Here is a 16,277-nt window from a genome sequence, read left to right as displayed (position 1 = left end):
GCTGGTTGAACGCGTGGGCGGCGTCACCGTCGCGTGTATGCAGCGTCCTGGGTGGAGCCGCACACCCTACGTCCTGCTACAAAGGTTAACGATTAACGCACGGTCGCCAGCGCCGGCGCCTCCGACCACCCGCCGCCAAGCGCACGCGCCACCGCGACCGACGCCAGCAAGCGCTGGGTACGGATCTGCGCCCCGGCGCGGTCGGCGGTCAGCGCGCTGCGCTGAGCGTCCGTCACGTCGAGATAGGTCGAGATGCCGCGCTCGTAGCGGGCCTGCGCCACCAGCAGGGCCCGGGCGGCCGCGGCCTGGGCCTGGGCCTGCACCTCGCCCTGCTTCTGGCGCTGCTGCGCATCCGACAGCGCGTCTTCGACTTCCCGCAGGGCGCCCAAGAGTCGGGTTTCGTGGTTCGCCAGCGCTTCCTCGTAACGCGCGCGGTACAGGGCCAGGTTCGCCGTGTTGCGTCCGCCGTCGAACACCGGCAGCGACAGGGCCAGCGGCCCGATTGAGAACTGGCGCGCGCTGCCGCCCGCCAGTTCGCGCAGCGACTCCGATGCGAAACCGAAATTCGAGGTCAGCGTCAGCGACGGATAAAAGGCGCCCTCGGCCACCGCCGCCTGCGCATTTGCCGCCCGCAGATTGGCGACGCTGGCCGCCAGGTCCGGACGCTGGGCCAGCAGGCTGGCCGGCAGGCCGACCGGAATGCCTGGCGGCAGCGGCAGCGCCGTTTTCGGCTGGGTCGGCACCAGCGGCGTGCTCGGCGAAGCGCCGACCAGGGTCGCCAGCGCATGCTCGACCAGGTTGCGCTGGCGCTGCACTTCGTGCAGGTCGGCTTCGGCGTTGGCGCGCTCGATGCGCGCGCGCGACACATCCAGCTCGTTCGACAGGCCGCCGTCGAAACGCGCTTCGACCAGCTCCTGCGCCTCGCGCCGGGTCGCCAGTGCGTCACGCAGGATCGCGCTTTCCGCATCCAGCCCGCGCAGCTGCCAGTAACTTTGCGCCACCTGGCTCGAGAGCATCAACAGCACGCCGTCGCGATCATCCTGCGCCGCCAGCGCCTGGGCGTCGGCCGCTTCCACCACGCGCCGCACCCGGCCCCACAGGTCGAGCTCGTAGGACAGCGCGGCGCCGACCGCGAAGTTGTTGCCCTTGATCGAGCGCCCCCCCATGGCGAGGGCCTGTGAGGTTTCGGCCGAGGTGCGGGAATTCGAGATGGTCGCGTTCACCGACAGGTTCGGCGCCTGCCCGGCACGCAGCACGCCGAGCTGGGCCTGCGCCTGCAGCAGGCGCTGCGCGGCCGCTTTGGCGCCCGGGTTGTCGCGCAATGCGCGTTCTTCCAGGCGGGTCAGCGTGGCGTCGTTGAATACGCTCCACCAGGCCGCCGGCAGGCGCGCAGTGTCCGAGGGGGTGTCCGGCACAACCGCGGCGGCATGGCGGTAGGCGGGCGCCTCGACCGGCTTGGGCGCGACGAAATCCCGGCCGATGGTGGAGCAGCCGCTCACCAGCAGGGCCAGCGCCACCGTAACGCTGGCGCCGGGCGCGCCGCGCGGAAAAATCTTGGCAAAAGAGTCCAGCATGGTTTGTCTCATCTCTTCTCTAAATAAGTTCAATGGCCGCCGCCGCCGCCGCCGGGGGATTTGACCTTGTCGGCGAGCCAGACCATGGCGATGCAGCCTATCAGGATCATGCCGACGATCCAGAAGGCGTCGTTGTAGGCCATCACGTAGGCTTCGCGCCGCACGATGCGGTCGAGCACGGACAGAGCCTGGTTCGCCGCCGTGGCCGGGTCGATGCCCGACGCGACCAGCCCCTGCGTGATCTGCTCGATGCGCTCCTGGGTCGGCGCCGCGTAGGTCGAGACCGACTCGCCGATGCGCGCCGAGTGGAAGTGCTCGCGGTTGGTGAGCGAGGTCGCCAGCATGGCGATGCCGATCGAGCCGCCGAGGTTGCGGGTCATGTTGAACAGGCTCGAGGCCGACGGCATGTCCTTCGGCGCAATCCCGTTCATCGCGAAGTTCGACAGGGTCAGCATCACGAAGGGCTGGCCGATGGCGCGCACGACCTGGGTGAAGGCCAGCTGGTCGTAACCGCTGCTCGCATCCATGAACGCATTCATCAGGCAGGAGCCGCCGAACAGCAGCAGGCCGAAGCTGCACAGGATGCGGTTGTCGACCTTGGAGGACAAGGCCGCCGCGAACGGCATTACCAGCAGCTGCGGCAGGCCGACCCAGGCGATCACTTCGCCGATCTGCATCGGCGTGTAGCCCGCGATCTGCCCCAGGTACAGCGGCAACAGGTAGGACGAGCCATACAGGCCCATGCCGGTGACGGCCGACAGCACGGTCGCGACCAGGAAGTTGCGCTGCCCGTACAGGCGCAGGTTCACGAACGATTGCGCGCGGGTGAAGGCAACCGTGATCCAGCCGAGGATGCCGACCAGCGCCAGCGCCGCGAAGATCACGATGAAGCGCGATTCAAACCAGTCCTTCGAATTGCCCTCTTCCAGGAAGATCGTCAGGCAGCCCAGGCCCATTGCCATCAGGCCGATGCCGAGCCAGTCGGCGTTCACCAGCGAGCGTACCTGCGAAGGCTCGCGGTCCAGGCCATACACCATGCCGGCGATCAGCAGCACGCCCGGCACCCAGTTGATGTAGAAGATCGACGGCCAGCCGTACAGCTCCGACAGGTAGCCGCCCAGGGTCGGGCCCATGGCCGGGGCCAGGGTCGCGGTAAGGCCGAAAATGGCCATGCCGATCGCGCGCTTGGAAGCCGGCAGGCGCGTCATCACGAGCGTCATCGCCATCGGGATCAGGGCGCCGCCGGTGAAGCCCTGCAGCATGCGGAACACGATCATGCTCTCGAGGTTCCAGGCCGCGCCGCACAGGGTGGAGAACACGAGGAACAGCGCGGTGGTGCCGATCATGTAGCGGCGCACGCCAAAGGCGCGCGCGAACAGCGCCGTCATCGGGATGACGACGATCTCGGCGCACAGGTAGGCGGTGGAGATCCACGATCCCTCTTCCTGGGTCGCGTTGAGCGTACCGAGGATGTCGCGCAGCGACGAGTTGGTGATCTGGATGTCGAGCACCGCCATGAAGGCGCCGAGCATGCCGGCGGCGACCGCGATCCAGGTCCGCAGGTCGACACGCGTGCCGGCCGCGGGCGCGCCCGGGAACACCGGCAGCGCGGGCTTGGTCGTACTCGTCATGAGCAGTCCCTTACTGAGCCGACTGCAGCGCCGCAGCGGTGCGTGCCGGCGGCCCCACTTCCTGGCGCATGTCGACTTCGGCCTCCACCGACATGCCCGGCACCAGGCGTCCGGCGAGGCGCTGGACGTCGGCCGGTGCGAGGGTGATCTTCACAGGCACGCGCTGCACGATCTTCGTGAAGTTGCCGGTCGCGTTATCGGCCGGCAGCAGGGCGAACTGGTTGCCCGACGCCGGCGAGAAGCTGTGCACGCGGCCCACCAGGTGTTCGCCGGGCAGCGCATCGATTTCGAGGGTGACCGCCTGGCCAGCCTTCAGGCCGGCGAGCTGGGTTTCCTTGAAATTGGCGCTGACCCAGACCTTGTCCTCGACCACGGCAACCAGTTGCTGGCCCGGCTGCACGCGCGCACCCACTTCGACGCTGCGCCGGCCGATGCGGCCATCGACGGGTGCCAGGATGCGGCTGTAGCCGACCTGCTGCTTCGCGTCCTTCAGCTGCGCCTGCAGCACCCGGATCTGCGCCTTGGCCACGTCGCGCGCGCCCGACGCGGCGGCGATCTGGGCCTCGGCCGCGACCGCGTTGTCGCGACGCGCATTGACGTCGGCGGCCGCCGCCGTGCGGGCGGCGTTGGCGGCATCGACCTCGGCCTTCGAGACGGCTTTCATCTGCTTCGTGTACAGCTGGCCGAAACGCTCGGCGTCCTGGCGCGCGCGCAGCGCCAGCGCCTGCGACTGGCCGACCTGGGCCTTGGCCGCTTCGGCCTGGGCCCGCACCTGCGCCACCTGGGCGTCGGCCTGGATGACCTGCTGCTTCGCGCTGGCGATCTGCGCCTCGATCTGCTCGACGCGCACCTGCTGGTCGGCGGGATCGAGTTCGGCGATGACGTCGCCCGCCTTCACCCGTTGGTTGTCCTCGACCAGCACGCGCGTGACGACGCCGGCGATGCGCGCCGAGATCGGGTGCACGTGGCCCGCAATATAAGCATTCTCGGTGTCGACGAAATGGTGGCTGCGGTACCACATGCGTCCACCGGCACCGATGGCGGCCAGCGCGATCAGCCCGACCACGGCCAGCACGCGCTTGTTGGGCGGCGTCTTGCCGGCCGCTGCCGGTGCGGTGGGATGGACAGTGCCGAGCGGCTTGTGCTCGTTCGAGGCCTGCGTCTGGGACATGAAGCAACTCCGAGTAAGGATCAGTCCGCCATTATTCGGCAAGCGCCCGGGTTCGTCAAGAAATGAAACGGTTGCATTTCATTTCTCTCTGCCTTACAGTATTGTCCATGACCAAACCATCGCAAGCGACTACCCCGCCTGCCCAGCGCGGCGCCGGACGGCCGAAGGCGAGCGACGTCGAAGCACGCACGCAAGACCTGATCGACGTGGCCGCGCACCTGTTCCTGCAGAACGGCTATACCCGCACCAGCCTGGAAACCATCGCGCGCGCGGCGCGGGTGGCGGTGCGCACCATCTATGTGAAGTTCGGCGGCAAGGCGGGCCTGCTCGACGCTGTGCTGCTATCGCGCCGCGACCAGTTCTTCCAGATGCGCGACATGGAACACGACACGCGGCCCTTGCGCGAAGTGGTCGACGACTTCGCGCGCCAGTTCTTTGACCTGCTGTGCAACAAACAATTGATCGCCATGCAGCGCGTGATCATCGCCGAGGCGCCAGGCAACCCGGAAGTGGCCGACACCTTCTATGGCGCCGGCCCGCGCCTGACCCGCGACATGCTCGAACGTTTTTTTGCGCGGCCCGATGTGCGCGCGCAATTGCGTGCCGACCTGCCCTTCGAGCAATTGCCCGCCTTCCTCACGAGCTGGATTGCCGGCGACCCGATCGGGCGCCTGGTGTTTCCGCACGTGCAGCCATCGCGGGAAGAGGCGCATCGCCAGCTCGCTGGACGCCTCGAGCTGTTCTACCGCGCCGTGCTGCGCTGAGGCTGTGCCGAAAGAGAGTGTGCGTCATCGCACCGATCTGGTGCAGCAATTTATGCAAGACTGGTAGCCTTATAAAAAAGGAGGGTGTCATGGATATCAACAAGAACATCACAGCAGCAGGCTGCAAGGGGGTCGCATGAGCAAGACTTCTCGTTATGAATGGCGCGACCAGCAAGCGTCGCTGCACGAGCGCATGAAGGGCTTCCTCCAGAACCCGGGCAACGAACAGCTCGAAGCCGTCGTTGCCGAAATGCGCGCGTATGCGGACGCGGCCAAGTCGGGCCATATCGAGATCCCGCAGAGCTGGACGAGTTACAGCTGACCGATCCGCGCGTGCTTCAAGGCCCGTAACAGCAATGGAAAACGAGATGCCGCCCGGCTTGCACCGGGCGGCATTTTTTATTGGGGCGTTACGAAACCGTGACACACCGCCACATCCTGTGGAACATGTTTGCACTTCCCTCATGAAAATTGTCGAAATTGACGAAGGTTTATTGCAAGAAAAGCTAGCGCACAGTTGAACAGATCGACAATCACCGGAGAAGGATTCCGGTATCATCCATGGAGAATTCATCAATTTTTGTTGTTATCTCGGCAAAGGATCGGCGCATGACCACCACGACACAACGCTTCAGCGGGCTCGACATGGAAAAGCGTGGCGATCCCTGGCTGACGGAACTCGACACCATCCGCCACGAATTCGAAGAGCGCATTGCGCAGCTGCTGGCCGACAGCGGCGACAACGCCGACCTGCTGGCCCGGGCCATGCGCGCCGGCACCCTCGGCGCCGGCAAGCGCATGCGCCCGCTCCTCCTGATGCTGGTCGCGCGCGACCTCGGCTGCTCCTCCCCTGCCCTGGTCGACATCGCCTGCGCCGTCGAGATGGTGCATGCGGCCTCCCTGATCCTCGACGACATGCCCTGCATGGACAACGCCATGCTGCGGCGCGGCCAGCCCACCATCCACGTCCAGTTCGGCGAAGACGTCGCCATCCTGGCTTCGGTGGCCCTGCTCAGCCGCGCATTCGGCATCCTGGCCACGGCGCCCGAGATCCCGCCGCTGGTGCGCGCGCGCCTGGTCGCGAAACTGGCCGAGACGGTCGGCGCTCAGGGGCTGGTGCGCGGCCAGTTCGAGGACCTGCGCGGCGGCGGCCAGCGCACCGCCGAGGAAATCGCCACCACCAACGAACTCAAGACCGGCGTGCTGCTCGGCGTATCGGTCGACATGGCGGCCATCGTCGCCGAATCGGACGAGTGCGTCGCCCAGTCGCTGCGCGCGTTCGCGCTGGCCGCCGGTCACGCCTTCCAGATCCGCGACGACTTCCAGGACGGCCCCGGCAACGACAGCGCCGTCACCGGCAAGGACACCGGCAAGGACCTCGGCAAGGCCACGCTCATCAACGCCCTCGGCCTCGAGGAAGCACGCCAGCGCCTGGCCACCCACCTGGACGACGCTGACCGCTACCTGACGGACGCGATCGGCAGCAAACAAGGCACGCGCCGTTTCGTCGACACCCTGTTCGCGCGCGGCCCGGGTTTGTCGGGTTTGCGCCTGGCCGTCGCCCAGGGCGAGCGCCAGGTGCACCATTGAGCGCTGCCTAGGAGCGCCGCATGGCCCATTTCGGCGTGGTGGCTCCTGCCTTTTACAGCCATTTCAGCGCGCTGTCGGCGCTTGCGCTGGCCCTCGTCGCGCGCGGGCACCGCGTGACCTTCCTGCAGCAGGCCGATGCCGGCGCCTATGTGCGAGATGCTCGTCTTGGCTTCCACGCCCTGGGCGGCGCCAGCCACCCACCCGGGACGCTCGCCGCGTCTCTCCAGCGCGCGGCCAACCCCGGCAGTCCGCTCGGGCTGCGGCGCGTCATCACCGACATGGCGCGCACGACCACCATGCTGTGCCGCGAACTGCCGCCGGCGCTCGAAGCGCTGCAGATCGATGCCCTCATCGGCGACCAGATGGAAGCCGCTGCCGGGCTGGTGGCGGAAGGCATGGGCCTGCCCTTCGTATCCGTGGCCTGCGCGCTGCCGGTCAACCGCGAGCCCGGCATCCCGCTGCCGGTGATGCCCTTCAACTGGAGCGAGAGCGAACGCGCGCTGCAGATCGTCGAGGGCAGCACCCGTGTCTACGACTGGATGATGACGCCGCACCGCAAGGCCATCGAGCTGGAAGCGCAGCGCTTGGGAGTGCCGGGGCGCGGCGCCCTGCACGAATGCCTGTCGCCGCTGGCGCAAATCAGCCAGACCGTGGCCGCCTTCGAATTCCCGCGCCAGGACCTGCCCGTGCATTTTCACCACGTCGGCCCGCTGCGAATGCCCAACGCGGCGGCGCCGGCCCGGATCGACGCCATGCCGGACATCGACCCCAACCGCCCTTTCGTCTTCGCCTCGCTCGGCACGCTGCAGGGCCAGCGCTTCGGCCTGTTCAAGCGCATTGCGACCGCCTGCCGCGCGCGCAAGGTCCAGTTGCTGGTGGCGCACTGCGGGGGATTGAACGAGCGCCAGGCGCAGGGCTTGCTGCGTGCGGGCGCTACCTGGGTGTGCGCGTTCGCGCCGCAGGAAGCGGTGCTGGCGCGCGCCGACGCCGTCGTCTCGCACGCGGGCCTGAACACGGTGATGGACGCGATTGCCGCGCACACGCCGATCCTGGCGCTGCCGATCGCGTTCGACCAGCCTGGCGTCGCGGCGCGGGTCTGCCACGCCGGCATCGGCCTGCGCGCGTCGCCGCGTTTCGCGAGTGCCGCCACGATCGGCCGCCAGCTCGGCCGCCTGTTCGAGGAACCCGGTTTCGGGGAGCGCAGCAGCGAGCTTGCGCACAGCGTGCGCGCCGCCGGCGGCGCCGATCGAGCGGCCGACATCGTCGAGGCGGCGCTGCGGCTGGCACGGCCGGCACCGAACGTCGTCAGCCATGCATAAGCGGGACACGCCTGAGCCCGAGCAGTCTGCCATGTACGACCTGATCCTGGTCGGCGGCGGACTCGCCAATGGCCTGATCGCCTGGCGCCTGCTCAACCGAGACCCCGGCATCAAAATCCTGCTGCTCGAAAGCGGCGAGCACATCGGCGGCAACCATACCTGGTCCTTCCACGACAGCGACCTCGATGCGGCGCAGCGCGCCTGGCTGGCCCCGCTCGTGAGCGCACGCTGGCCGCGTTACGAGGTGCTGTTCCCCGGCCATGCCCGCACCCTGGAGAGCGGCTACGCCAGCGTCGCCTCGAGTGATTTCGCGCGCGTCATCGAAGCGGCCCTGGGCGCGTCGCTGCGGACAAACGTACAGGTCGCCTCGCTCGGCCCGACCTGGGTCACGCTGGCCGGCGGCGACACCCTGCACGCGGGCGCCGTCATCGACGGACGCGGCATGCGTCCCAGCACGCGGCTGGCGCTCGGTTACCAGACCTTCCTCGGCCAGGAAGTGAAGCTGGCCGCGCCGCACGGCTTGACGGCCCCGGTCATCATGGACGCCAGCGTCGAGCAGCAAGGCGGCTACCGCTTCGTCTACCTGCTGCCCTTCGGCCCGGACCGCATCCTGATCGAAGACACGCATTATGTCGACACGGGCGCCTGGGAACCGGAACGGCTGCGCGCCAACATTGCCGCCTACGCGGCCGCGCGCGGCTGGCGCATCGAGGCGGTGATACGCGAAGAGCACGGCTCGCTGCCGATCGTGCTGGCGGGCGACATCGACGGCTTCTGGTTTGACCTCGACGGCCAGCCCTGCTCCGGCCTGCGCGCCGGGCTGTTCCACCCGACCACCGGCTATTCGCTGCCGCATGCCGTGCGCCTGGCCGAGCGCATCGGGCAGCTGGCCGACCTGCGCGCACCCAGCCTGTTTGCGGCCATCCGCGACGAGGCGCAGCGGGAGTGGCGCAGCCAGCGCTTCTTCCGCCTGCTCAACCGCATGCTGTTTTTGGCCGGCAGCGCCGACAACCGCTGGCGCGTGATGCAGCGCTTCTACCGCCTGCCGGCGCCCCTGATCGCGCGCTTTTACGCGGGACGCCTGCGCCTGGCGGACAAGGCGCGCGTGCTCACTGGCAAGCCACCCGTACCCGTGCGCCAGGCCATGGTCGCCGCATGCAAAATTCACCCGAATCAGATCAGGAATTCCGAATGAACGCTTCGAAAAAAGCAGTGGTAGTCGGCGCCGGTTTCGGCGGACTGGCCCTTGCCATCCGATTGCAGGCCAGCGGCATGCAGACCACGCTGCTGGAAAAGCGCGACAAGCCCGGCGGGCGCGCCTACGTGTACGAAGACCAGGGCTTCGTGTTCGATGCCGGGCCGACCGTCATCACCGATCCGTCCTGCATCGAAGAGCTGTTTACCGCTGCCGGCAAGCGCATCGAAGATTATGTCGAGATGCTGCCGGTTGCGCCTTTCTACCGGCTGTGCTGGGAGGACGGCAGCTATTTTGACTATGCCAACGACCAGGAAGCGCTGGACCGCCAGATCCACGCGATCAATCCTGCTGATGTCGCTGGCTACCAGCGCTTCCTCGCCTATTCGAAAGCCGTGTTCGAGGAGGGTTATATCAAGCTCGGTACAGTGCCGTTCTTGTCCTTCCGGGAGATGATCGCGGCCGGCCCGAAACTGGCTCAGCTTCAGGCCTGGCGCAGCGTCTACAGCATGGTGGCGAAGTTCGTCCAGGACGAGCATCTGCGCCAGGCCTTTTCCTTTCACTCGCTGCTGGTCGGCGGCAACCCCTTCGCCACCTCCTCGATCTACACCCTGATCCACGCGCTGGAGCGGCGCTGGGGCGTGTGGTTCCCGCGCGGCGGCACCGGGGCGCTGGTCCAGGGGCTGGTGCGGCTGTTCGAGGACATCGGCGGGCGCATCGAACTGAACGCGCCGGTCGCGCGCATTGAAGTCGATGGGACAGCGAGCGGAGCACGCGTCTCCGGCGTGCGCCTGGAAGACGGCCGCCTGTTCCCTGCCGACGCCGTGGCCTCGAATGCCGACGTCGTCCACACCTACGGGTCCCTGCTGGGGCAGCACCCGCGCGGCGTGGCCGAGGCAGCCAGCCTGGGCAAGAAGCGCTTTTCCAATTCGCTGTTCGTGCTGTACTTCGGGCTGGATCACCACCACAGCCAGCTGCAGCACCACACGGTCTGCTTCGGCCCGCGCTACCGCGGCCTGATCGACGAAATTTTCAAGGGCGACACGCTGGCCGACGACTTCTCGCTCTACCTGCACGCGCCCTGCGTCACCGACCCCTCGCTCGCGCCGCCGGGCTGCGGCAGCCATTACGTGCTGGCGCCCGTGCCACACCTGGGCAACGCGCCGATCGACTGGGAAGTCGAAGGGCCGCTCTACCGCGACCGCATCTTCGACTACCTGGAACAGCGCTACATGCCGGGCCTGCGCAGCCAGCTCGTCACCAGCCGCATCTTCACGCCGTTCGACTTCCGCGACCAGCTCAACGCCCACGTCGGCTCGGCTTTTTCGCTGGAACCCATCCTCACGCAAAGCGCCTGGTTCCGCCCGCACAACCGCGACAAGGAACTGAGCAACCTGTACCTGGTCGGCGCCGGCACCCATCCGGGCGCAGGGGTGCCCGGCGTGATCGGCTCGGCCAAGGCCACGGCCGGCCTGATGATCGAGGAGGCGCTGGCATGAGCGAAGGGTTGCTGGACCACGCGACCGAAACGATTAAAGTTGGCTCGAAGAGCTTTGCGGCCGCCGCAAAGCTCTTCGAGCCATCCGTGCGCCGCAGCGTGCTGATGCTCTACGCCTGGTGCCGCCATTGCGACGACGTGGTCGATGGCCAGGAACTCGGTTCCAGCACCGTCGCGCCGAGTCATCACGACGCCGTGCGCGAACTGGCCACCCTGCGCGAGCAGACCGCGCGGGCGTACGCGGGCGACGCCATGCCGGACCCGGCCTTTGCCGCCTTCCAGGAAGTCGCGCTGCGCCACGCCATCGCTCCGCGCTTCGCCTTCGACCACCTGGCCGGCTTTGCGATGGATGTCGAAGGCGCGCGCTACGAGACCATCGAGGACACGCTGCGCTACTGCTACCACGTGGCCGGCGTCGTCGGCCTGATGATGGCCTCGATCATGGGCGCGAAAGACCCGGCGGTGCTGGACCGCGCCTGCGACCTGGGCCTGGCTTTCCAGCTGACGAACATCGCGCGCGACATCGTCGACGACGCCCGCAACGGCCGCTGCTACCTGCCGGCCGAATGGCTGCGTGAAGCCGGCATCCCGGTCGAGGAAGTCGGCTTGCCGCGCCACCGCGTGCCGCTGGCGAAGGTGGTGGCGCGCCTGGTCGATTATGCGGAACCGTATTACGACTCGGCTGCCATCGGCATCAGGGCCCTGCCGCTGCGGTCAAGCTGGGCGATCGCCACCGCCCGCAATGTGTACCGGCAGATCGGCATCGAGGTCAAGGGGCGCGGACCGCGTGCCTGGGACGAGCGGGTCGGCACCTCGAAGGCGATGAAGTTGTGGCTGCTCGCCAAAGGCGGGGTCAGTGCGCTCGGTTCGCGGGTTGGGGGGATGGCGCCTCGTCCTGCGCATCTGTGGCAGCGTCCGGGTGCGGCTTTCGAGGCGCACCACCATGGATCGCCTGCAGCTGCCGTTTGAGGGTGGCAACCGGCGGCGCGTACAGGAAGCCGAACGACACCGCGCCGTCCTTGCCTTCGATCGCATGGTGCATACGGTGCGCCTGGTACAGCCGCTTGGCGTAACCGCTGCGCGGCACCACGTGGAAAGGCCAGCGGCGGTGCACCAGCCCGTCGTGGGCGACGAAATACAGGGCGCCGTAGGCCGTCATGCCGGCGCCGATCCACTGCAGCGGCCAGATGCCTTCGGTACCGAACCAGATCAGGGCGATCGCCACGCCGGCGAACACGACGGCGTACAGGTCGTTCTTCTCGAACCAGCCTGTCCGTGGTTCGTGGTGCGAGCGGTGCCAGCCCCAGCCGAAGCCATGCATGATGTACTTGTGCGCGACGATGGAAAAGATTTCCATGAAGACGACGGTGGCCACGACGATGAGCGTATTGAGCAGCATGAAAAACAGCAAGCCAGGGGGGAAATGGAGAATGTCAGCCTACCACACGGCGCCATGCGCACGGCGGCTGTCCCGCCTTTGTACTGGCAAATTTAACAAGGAAAATCCGATGAATGAGCTGTTCCGCACCATCGTGTCCGGCGCCCTGCTGCTGTGTGTGACAGCCGCCTCGGCCGCCACGGCCGCCACTGTTCAAGTGCGCGTCGCCGGCGTCACCGCGAAAGGCAAAGTCAATGTCGCCGTCTGCGACAAGGAGCGTTTCCTCAAGCAATGCGCCTACAGTGCCTCTGCAGCGGCCCAGGCGGGTGAGACCCTGGTAATCGTGAAGGGCGTGCCGCCGGGCACCTGGGCAGTTGTCGCTTACCAGGACGAGAACACGAACGGCGTACTCGACACCAATTTCCTCGGCATCCCCAAGGAACCCTACGGCTTCAGCCGCGACGCGCGCAGCAAGTTCGGGCCGCCGGGTTTCGAGGACGCGGCGATCGAGGTAGGTGACGAAGCAACGGCCGCGACCGTGCGCTTGCGGTAGAGCCTATCCCAGTAGGTGGGGGGAAGCGGATGGTGATGCATGGCAAGCGCGGGCAAGGCGCGAGAAGGCCGCATGGCTAGCCATGCAACGACGAGCAACGCCGCCCCCGCTTGCCAGGCGCGCCAGCAGCGACTCTCACCTGCTGGGATAGGCTCCAGGACCGGCTAGGCGTGCGCCGATGCGTCGCGCCGCACGGTCTGGTCGCCGCCGTCGAGCACGCGCATCAGGAAATGCACCTTGCGCGGCGCGCGGTGCCGCTCGTGGATGTCGCGCGTAAGCACCTCGACGCGGCGCGGCTGCATCGCCAGCTGGCGCACGTCGACGGTCGTATCCGTCGTGTGCCCCGCAAACTGTTCCGCCAGGTGCTGGGACACGGTGCCGTGCAACGTGACCGGAACGCCGTTCATGGTCGTCTTCAGCTCGAAGGCGCGCGATTCGGGCAGGACAAAAACCGTCCCGACATATTCAGTGCCGTGCTCTTCCATGTCAGTCTCCTGTGACACGCAACGATGCGTTAGCGCGGCGCGAGGCCCGCCTGGTCGCTCTTCCATCATAGCAAGCGCACGGCAAGGCGCAATGTGTCTTTTTCCTTTTTGTTACCGCACGACACAGACTTGCCTAATTATGAGAAATACATCATGCTGGATGACGGGTCGGATTGGCTTGCGCACGTTGCCGCCCTTTCTGCAAAATGCCGCTCGGCGTCCATCCGCTTCATAGGTTCTTCCATGGCAAATACCCTGGTGGCAGTCAGCCACACCTCCTTGCGCTCCCCCGAGGCCGCAGGCCAATCGCTTGCCCAATCGCTGCTGCAAAAGCTCGATGGCGCCCGCCCCGACGTGCTGATTGTCTTCGCCTCGCCTGAAATCGACTTCCGGCCGCTGCTTTCCGAACTCGACACTGCCTGCCGGCCCGGCGTGCTGGTCGGCTGCTCGTCGGCCGGGGAGTTTTCCGGTTGCACGACAGGGCACGCTTCCGTGTCGGTCATGGCAATCCGTGCCGACGATATCCTGTTCCGGGCCGGGCTCGGCACGGGACTGCGGAGCAACCTCGGCGCCGCGCTCGACGAGGTCATGCCCGTCTTTAGCGGCAGCGCGCATCCCGATTTCCCCTACCGCAACGCGCTGGTACTGACCGATGCGCTTGCGGGCTATGTCGACGAGATCATCCACGACATGATGGTGCGCACCGGCGGCACCTACCAGCTGTTTGGCGGGGGCGCCGCCGATGATGCGAAGTTCCAGAAAACGCATGTATTCATCGGCACGGAAGAACATACCGATGCGCTCGTCGTGCTGGAAATGCTCTCGAAAAAGCCCATTGGACTGGGCGTGCGCCACGGCTGGCAACCCGGCGGCCCCGCGCTGCGCGTGACCGAAGCCGAGGGCACCTGCCTGGTCAGCCTGAACGCCATGCCCGCGGCCGAGGCCTTCGAAGAGCATGCGCTGGCCACCGGCCAGGTCTTCAACCGTGCCGATCCGCTTCCGTTTTTCCTGCACAACGTGATCGGCATCGAAACCGGCGACGGCTACAAATTGCGCGTGCCGCTCACGCTCAACGAGGACGGCTCGATTTCCTGCGCGGCCGAAGTGCCGGTCGGGGCCACCGTACACATCATGGTCGCCAGCATGGCGTCTGCCTGCGAAGCGGCCAGCCAGGCGTCGCAGGCCGCCCTTGCCGGTCTCGAGGGCGGCGAGCATGCCGGCTCGCTGCTGTTCGACTGCGCGGCCACCCGGATGCGGCTGGGGCGCGAATTCGGCGACGAACTCGATGCCGTCGCCGAGGCGCTCGGGTCGGAAAATTTTGCAGGCTGCAATACCTACGGCCAGATCGCGCGGAGCGCCGGGCAATTCAGCGGCTTCCACAACTGTACTGCCATCGTCTGCGCCATTCCACTGTGACAGTACGATGATTCCGTTCGAACTGGTGTCCATCTTTATCGATCTGCAAAGACCAGACACCCGGCTGGTCGCGACGCAGGAACTTGCCCATTACGCCGGCGTGGCGCAGGTGCTTGTCTTCGGCAAGGATACGGAGATCGGGATGTTCCTGCCCGCGCCCGGCCTGCCGCAAACGCTGCGCGAGGGCCGGCGCTGGCAGGACTTCCTGCGCCAGTGCGCGGACGCCGGCAGCGCGGCGTCCTCCCTGCCCTCACCGCAGACGGCGACAGAGCTGCCCGTCTGGGGCAACTGCGATGCCGCTGGCGAGGTAATCGTCGTTTTCGTCGGCACGGCGCCAGCCGCGCCAACGCGCGCCGCCATCGCCGCCCTGCTGCCCCTGCTGGGTGCCAAGCTCGCCGGCGAACGGGCCGAACTGGCTGCCGCCGGCCTTGCCTCGGCGGCGCGCGACAGCCACCGGCGCGCCAACGAGCTCAATACCGCCCTCGACATCAGCCGGCGCGAACTGCAGTCAGCCTATCAGCGCGCGGAAAACGAACTCGAATCGCGGCGCGAGGCCGAAGCGAGGCTGCGCGACGCCGACCGGCGCAAGGATGAATTCCTGGCCATGCTCGCGCATGAACTGCGCAATCCGCTGGCGCCGATCGGCATGGCTGCCCATATCCTGCGGCTGGGCGCGGTCACGCCGGCGCGCGTGCAGCAGACCTGCGAGATCATCGACCGCCAGATCGGCCACATGACCAACCTGCTCGACGACTTGCTCGATGTCTCGCGCGTCACGGGCGGCCGTATCGACCTGGAGCAGGAGCTGCATGACATGGGCGCCATTGTGCGCGACGCAGTCGAACAGGTGCGGCCCCTGGTCGACGCGCGGCACCACCAGCTGTCGCTGGTGGTGCCGGCGCAAGCGGCGCAGGTGTGCGGCGACAGCACCCGGCTGGTCCAGATCGTCGCGAACCTCCTGAATAACGCAAGCAAGTACACCCCCAAGGGCGGCGCCATCGAGCTCGCCCTGTCGCAAGACGAGACCATGGTGCAAGTGGCGGTACGCGACAACGGGATCGGCATCGACTCAAGCCTGCTGCCCCATGTATTCGACCTGTTCGTCCAGGGCGAGCGCTCGCCCGACCGCTCGCAGGGCGGCCTCGGGGTCGGGCTGGCCCTGGTGAAAAGCCTGGTGGAGCGCCATGGGGGCAGCGTCCAGGCTAGCAGCGCAGGACATGGCGCAGGCAGCGAATTCACGATCCGGCTGCCGCGGGTGCACGGCGCCGCACCGGTGCTCGCGCCCTCCCGGCCAAGTGAGGGCGTCGGTGACGGCGGGCTCGACATCCTCATCGTTGACGACAATGCGGATGCGGCCGACACGCTGTCGATGTTCCTCGCTTCGGTCGGGCACCGGCCGCGTGTCGCCTACGAAGGCCGCAGCGCGCTGGCGCTGGCTGCCCAGGTGCCGCCCGATGTCCTGCTGCTCGATATCGGCCTGCCCGACATTGACGGCTACGAACTGGCCCGGCAGATGCGCTCCCTGCCGCAGACCGCGCATGCGACCCTGATCGCACTGACCGGCTACGGCCAGGCGGCCGACCGCGAACTTGCCACTGCCGCAGGTTTTAATCATCACCTGACCAAGCCGGTGGACGCGACGGCACTGCTGCGCCTGCTCGCGGCGACGCCGAAAAGACTGTCTAGGCAGAGCTGAGTTCCCC

General features: G+C 67.3%; 15 protein-coding genes. 10 read left to right on the top strand and 5 right to left on the bottom strand.

Annotated features, from left to right (window positions below; translation table 11 throughout):
• Positions 1-92 precede the first annotated feature (92 nt).
• The 3 genes from ACFPN5_RS17035 to ACFPN5_RS17025 are packed head-to-tail and all read right to left on the bottom strand — an operon-like array spanning position 93 to position 4,376.
• Positions 93-1,574, bottom strand: coding sequence for an efflux transporter outer membrane subunit (locus ACFPN5_RS17035; protein ID WP_379784971.1), 1,482 nt, complete (start codon positions 1,572-1,574; stop codon positions 93-95).
• 29 nt (positions 1,575-1,603) lie between these two features.
• The gene (locus ACFPN5_RS17030) at positions 1,604-3,205 is read right to left on the bottom strand and encodes a DHA2 family efflux MFS transporter permease subunit (protein ID WP_379784970.1); all 1,602 of its coding nucleotides are present in this window, start codon (positions 3,203-3,205) and stop codon (positions 1,604-1,606) included.
• Positions 3,206-3,215: 10 nt separating this feature from the next.
• Positions 3,216-4,376 (bottom strand): HlyD family efflux transporter periplasmic adaptor subunit, encoded by a 1,161-nt coding sequence (locus ACFPN5_RS17025; RefSeq protein ID WP_379784969.1) that lies wholly within the window; start codon positions 4,374-4,376, stop codon positions 3,216-3,218.
• A 107-nt stretch (positions 4,377-4,483) separates the two neighbouring features.
• On the opposite strand from ACFPN5_RS17025, the gene ACFPN5_RS17020 reads away from it, so the two are divergent.
• The 7 genes from ACFPN5_RS17020 to crtB all read left to right on the top strand — a co-directional run bounded on the left by ACFPN5_RS17020 (position 4,484) and on the right by crtB (position 11,711).
• Positions 4,484-5,140, top strand: a complete 657-nt coding sequence (locus ACFPN5_RS17020) for a TetR/AcrR family transcriptional regulator (protein ID WP_379784968.1) — start codon at positions 4,484-4,486, stop codon at positions 5,138-5,140.
• Positions 5,141-5,276: 136 nt separating this feature from the next.
• Positions 5,277-5,462 (top strand): hypothetical protein, encoded by a 186-nt coding sequence (locus ACFPN5_RS17015; RefSeq protein WP_379784967.1) that lies wholly within the window; start codon positions 5,277-5,279, stop codon positions 5,460-5,462.
• A gap of 287 nt (positions 5,463-5,749) precedes the next feature.
• Positions 5,750-6,730, top strand: coding sequence for a polyprenyl synthetase family protein (locus tag ACFPN5_RS17010; RefSeq protein WP_379784966.1), 981 nt, complete (start codon positions 5,750-5,752; stop codon positions 6,728-6,730).
• Positions 6,731-6,750: 20 nt separating this feature from the next.
• Positions 6,751-8,049, top strand: coding sequence for a glycosyltransferase (locus tag ACFPN5_RS17005; RefSeq protein WP_379784965.1), 1,299 nt, complete (start codon positions 6,751-6,753; stop codon positions 8,047-8,049).
• Between the two features lie 31 nt (positions 8,050-8,080).
• Complete coding sequence (crtY, locus tag ACFPN5_RS17000; RefSeq protein ID WP_379784964.1) at positions 8,081-9,244, top strand: lycopene beta-cyclase CrtY; 1,164 nt, start codon at positions 8,081-8,083, stop codon at positions 9,242-9,244.
• Positions 9,241-10,743 carry a phytoene desaturase gene (locus ACFPN5_RS16995; protein WP_379784963.1) on the top strand — a complete coding sequence of 501 codons (1,503 nt, stop codon included), beginning with the start codon at positions 9,241-9,243 and terminating at the stop codon, positions 10,741-10,743. The genes crtY and ACFPN5_RS16995 overlap by 4 nt, the downstream gene beginning before the upstream one ends.
• Positions 10,740-11,711, top strand: a complete 972-nt coding sequence (crtB, locus tag ACFPN5_RS16990) for a 15-cis-phytoene synthase CrtB (protein ID WP_379784962.1) — start codon at positions 10,740-10,742, stop codon at positions 11,709-11,711. The genes ACFPN5_RS16995 and crtB overlap by 4 nt, the downstream gene beginning before the upstream one ends.
• Here crtB and ACFPN5_RS16985 read toward each other — a convergent pair.
• Positions 11,596-12,141: a sterol desaturase family protein gene (locus tag ACFPN5_RS16985; protein WP_379784961.1), complete on the bottom strand. Its 546-nt coding sequence runs from the start codon at positions 12,139-12,141 to the stop codon at positions 11,596-11,598. The two genes, crtB and ACFPN5_RS16985, sit on opposite strands and share 116 nt — an antisense overlap.
• 109 nt (positions 12,142-12,250) lie before the next feature.
• On the opposite strand from ACFPN5_RS16985, the gene ACFPN5_RS16980 reads away from it, so the two are divergent.
• Positions 12,251-12,673 carry a DUF2141 domain-containing protein gene (locus tag ACFPN5_RS16980; protein WP_379784960.1) on the top strand — a complete coding sequence of 141 codons (423 nt, stop codon included), beginning with the start codon at positions 12,251-12,253 and terminating at the stop codon, positions 12,671-12,673.
• A gap of 164 nt (positions 12,674-12,837) precedes the next feature.
• On the opposite strand, the gene ACFPN5_RS16975 is transcribed toward ACFPN5_RS16980, so the two are convergent.
• A complete protein-coding gene (locus tag ACFPN5_RS16975; RefSeq protein WP_379784959.1) occupies positions 12,838-13,158 on the bottom strand; it encodes a hypothetical protein in 321 nt (106 codons plus the stop codon).
• Between the two features lie 243 nt (positions 13,159-13,401).
• Between ACFPN5_RS16975 and ACFPN5_RS16970 the strand changes: the two genes are divergently transcribed.
• Together ACFPN5_RS16970 and ACFPN5_RS16965 are read left to right on the top strand one after the other, a co-directional pair.
• Positions 13,402-14,574, top strand: coding sequence for an FIST signal transduction protein (locus ACFPN5_RS16970; RefSeq protein ID WP_379784958.1), 1,173 nt, complete (start codon positions 13,402-13,404; stop codon positions 14,572-14,574).
• Between the two features lie 7 nt (positions 14,575-14,581).
• A complete protein-coding gene (locus tag ACFPN5_RS16965; RefSeq protein WP_379784957.1) occupies positions 14,582-16,270 on the top strand; it encodes a hybrid sensor histidine kinase/response regulator in 1,689 nt (562 codons plus the stop codon).
• Positions 16,271-16,277 lie beyond the last annotated feature (7 nt).

It is taken from the genome of Massilia niabensis (genome assembly GCF_042655085.1).
GTDB lineage: Bacteria > Pseudomonadota > Gammaproteobacteria > Burkholderiales > Burkholderiaceae_D > Telluria > Telluria niabensis.
The sequence above is the reverse complement of the archived record's forward strand: the minus strand, read 5'-3'. Positions and strand labels throughout refer to the sequence as shown.

What these genes read in the sequence shown, in the direction of transcription:
- ACFPN5_RS17035 (WP_379784971.1), bottom strand. Translation starts at nt 1,574, where the DNA reads ATGCTGGACTCTTTTGCCAAGATTTTTCCGCGCGGCGCGCCCGGCGCC.
- ACFPN5_RS17030 (WP_379784970.1), bottom strand. Translation starts at nt 3,205, where the DNA reads ATGACGAGTACGACCAAGCCCGCGCTGCCGGTGTTCCCGGGCGCGCCC.
- ACFPN5_RS17025 (WP_379784969.1), bottom strand. Translation starts at nt 4,376, where the DNA reads ATGTCCCAGACGCAGGCCTCGAACGAGCACAAGCCGCTCGGCACTGTC.
- ACFPN5_RS17020 (WP_379784968.1), top strand. Translation starts at nt 4,484, where the DNA reads ATGACCAAACCATCGCAAGCGACTACCCCGCCTGCCCAGCGCGGCGCC.
- ACFPN5_RS17015 (WP_379784967.1), top strand. Translation starts at nt 5,277, where the DNA reads ATGAGCAAGACTTCTCGTTATGAATGGCGCGACCAGCAAGCGTCGCTG.
- ACFPN5_RS17010 (WP_379784966.1), top strand. Translation starts at nt 5,750, where the DNA reads ATGACCACCACGACACAACGCTTCAGCGGGCTCGACATGGAAAAGCGT.
- ACFPN5_RS17005 (WP_379784965.1), top strand. Translation starts at nt 6,751, where the DNA reads ATGGCCCATTTCGGCGTGGTGGCTCCTGCCTTTTACAGCCATTTCAGC.
- crtY (WP_379784964.1), top strand. Translation starts at nt 8,081, where the DNA reads ATGTACGACCTGATCCTGGTCGGCGGCGGACTCGCCAATGGCCTGATC.
- ACFPN5_RS16995 (WP_379784963.1), top strand. Translation starts at nt 9,241, where the DNA reads ATGAACGCTTCGAAAAAAGCAGTGGTAGTCGGCGCCGGTTTCGGCGGA.
- crtB (WP_379784962.1), top strand. Translation starts at nt 10,740, where the DNA reads ATGAGCGAAGGGTTGCTGGACCACGCGACCGAAACGATTAAAGTTGGC.
- ACFPN5_RS16985 (WP_379784961.1), bottom strand. Translation starts at nt 12,141, where the DNA reads ATGCTGCTCAATACGCTCATCGTCGTGGCCACCGTCGTCTTCATGGAA.
- ACFPN5_RS16980 (WP_379784960.1), top strand. Translation starts at nt 12,251, where the DNA reads ATGAATGAGCTGTTCCGCACCATCGTGTCCGGCGCCCTGCTGCTGTGT.
- ACFPN5_RS16975 (WP_379784959.1), bottom strand. Translation starts at nt 13,158, where the DNA reads ATGGAAGAGCACGGCACTGAATATGTCGGGACGGTTTTTGTCCTGCCC.
- ACFPN5_RS16970 (WP_379784958.1), top strand. Translation starts at nt 13,402, where the DNA reads ATGGCAAATACCCTGGTGGCAGTCAGCCACACCTCCTTGCGCTCCCCC.
- ACFPN5_RS16965 (WP_379784957.1), top strand. Translation starts at nt 14,582, where the DNA reads ATGATTCCGTTCGAACTGGTGTCCATCTTTATCGATCTGCAAAGACCA.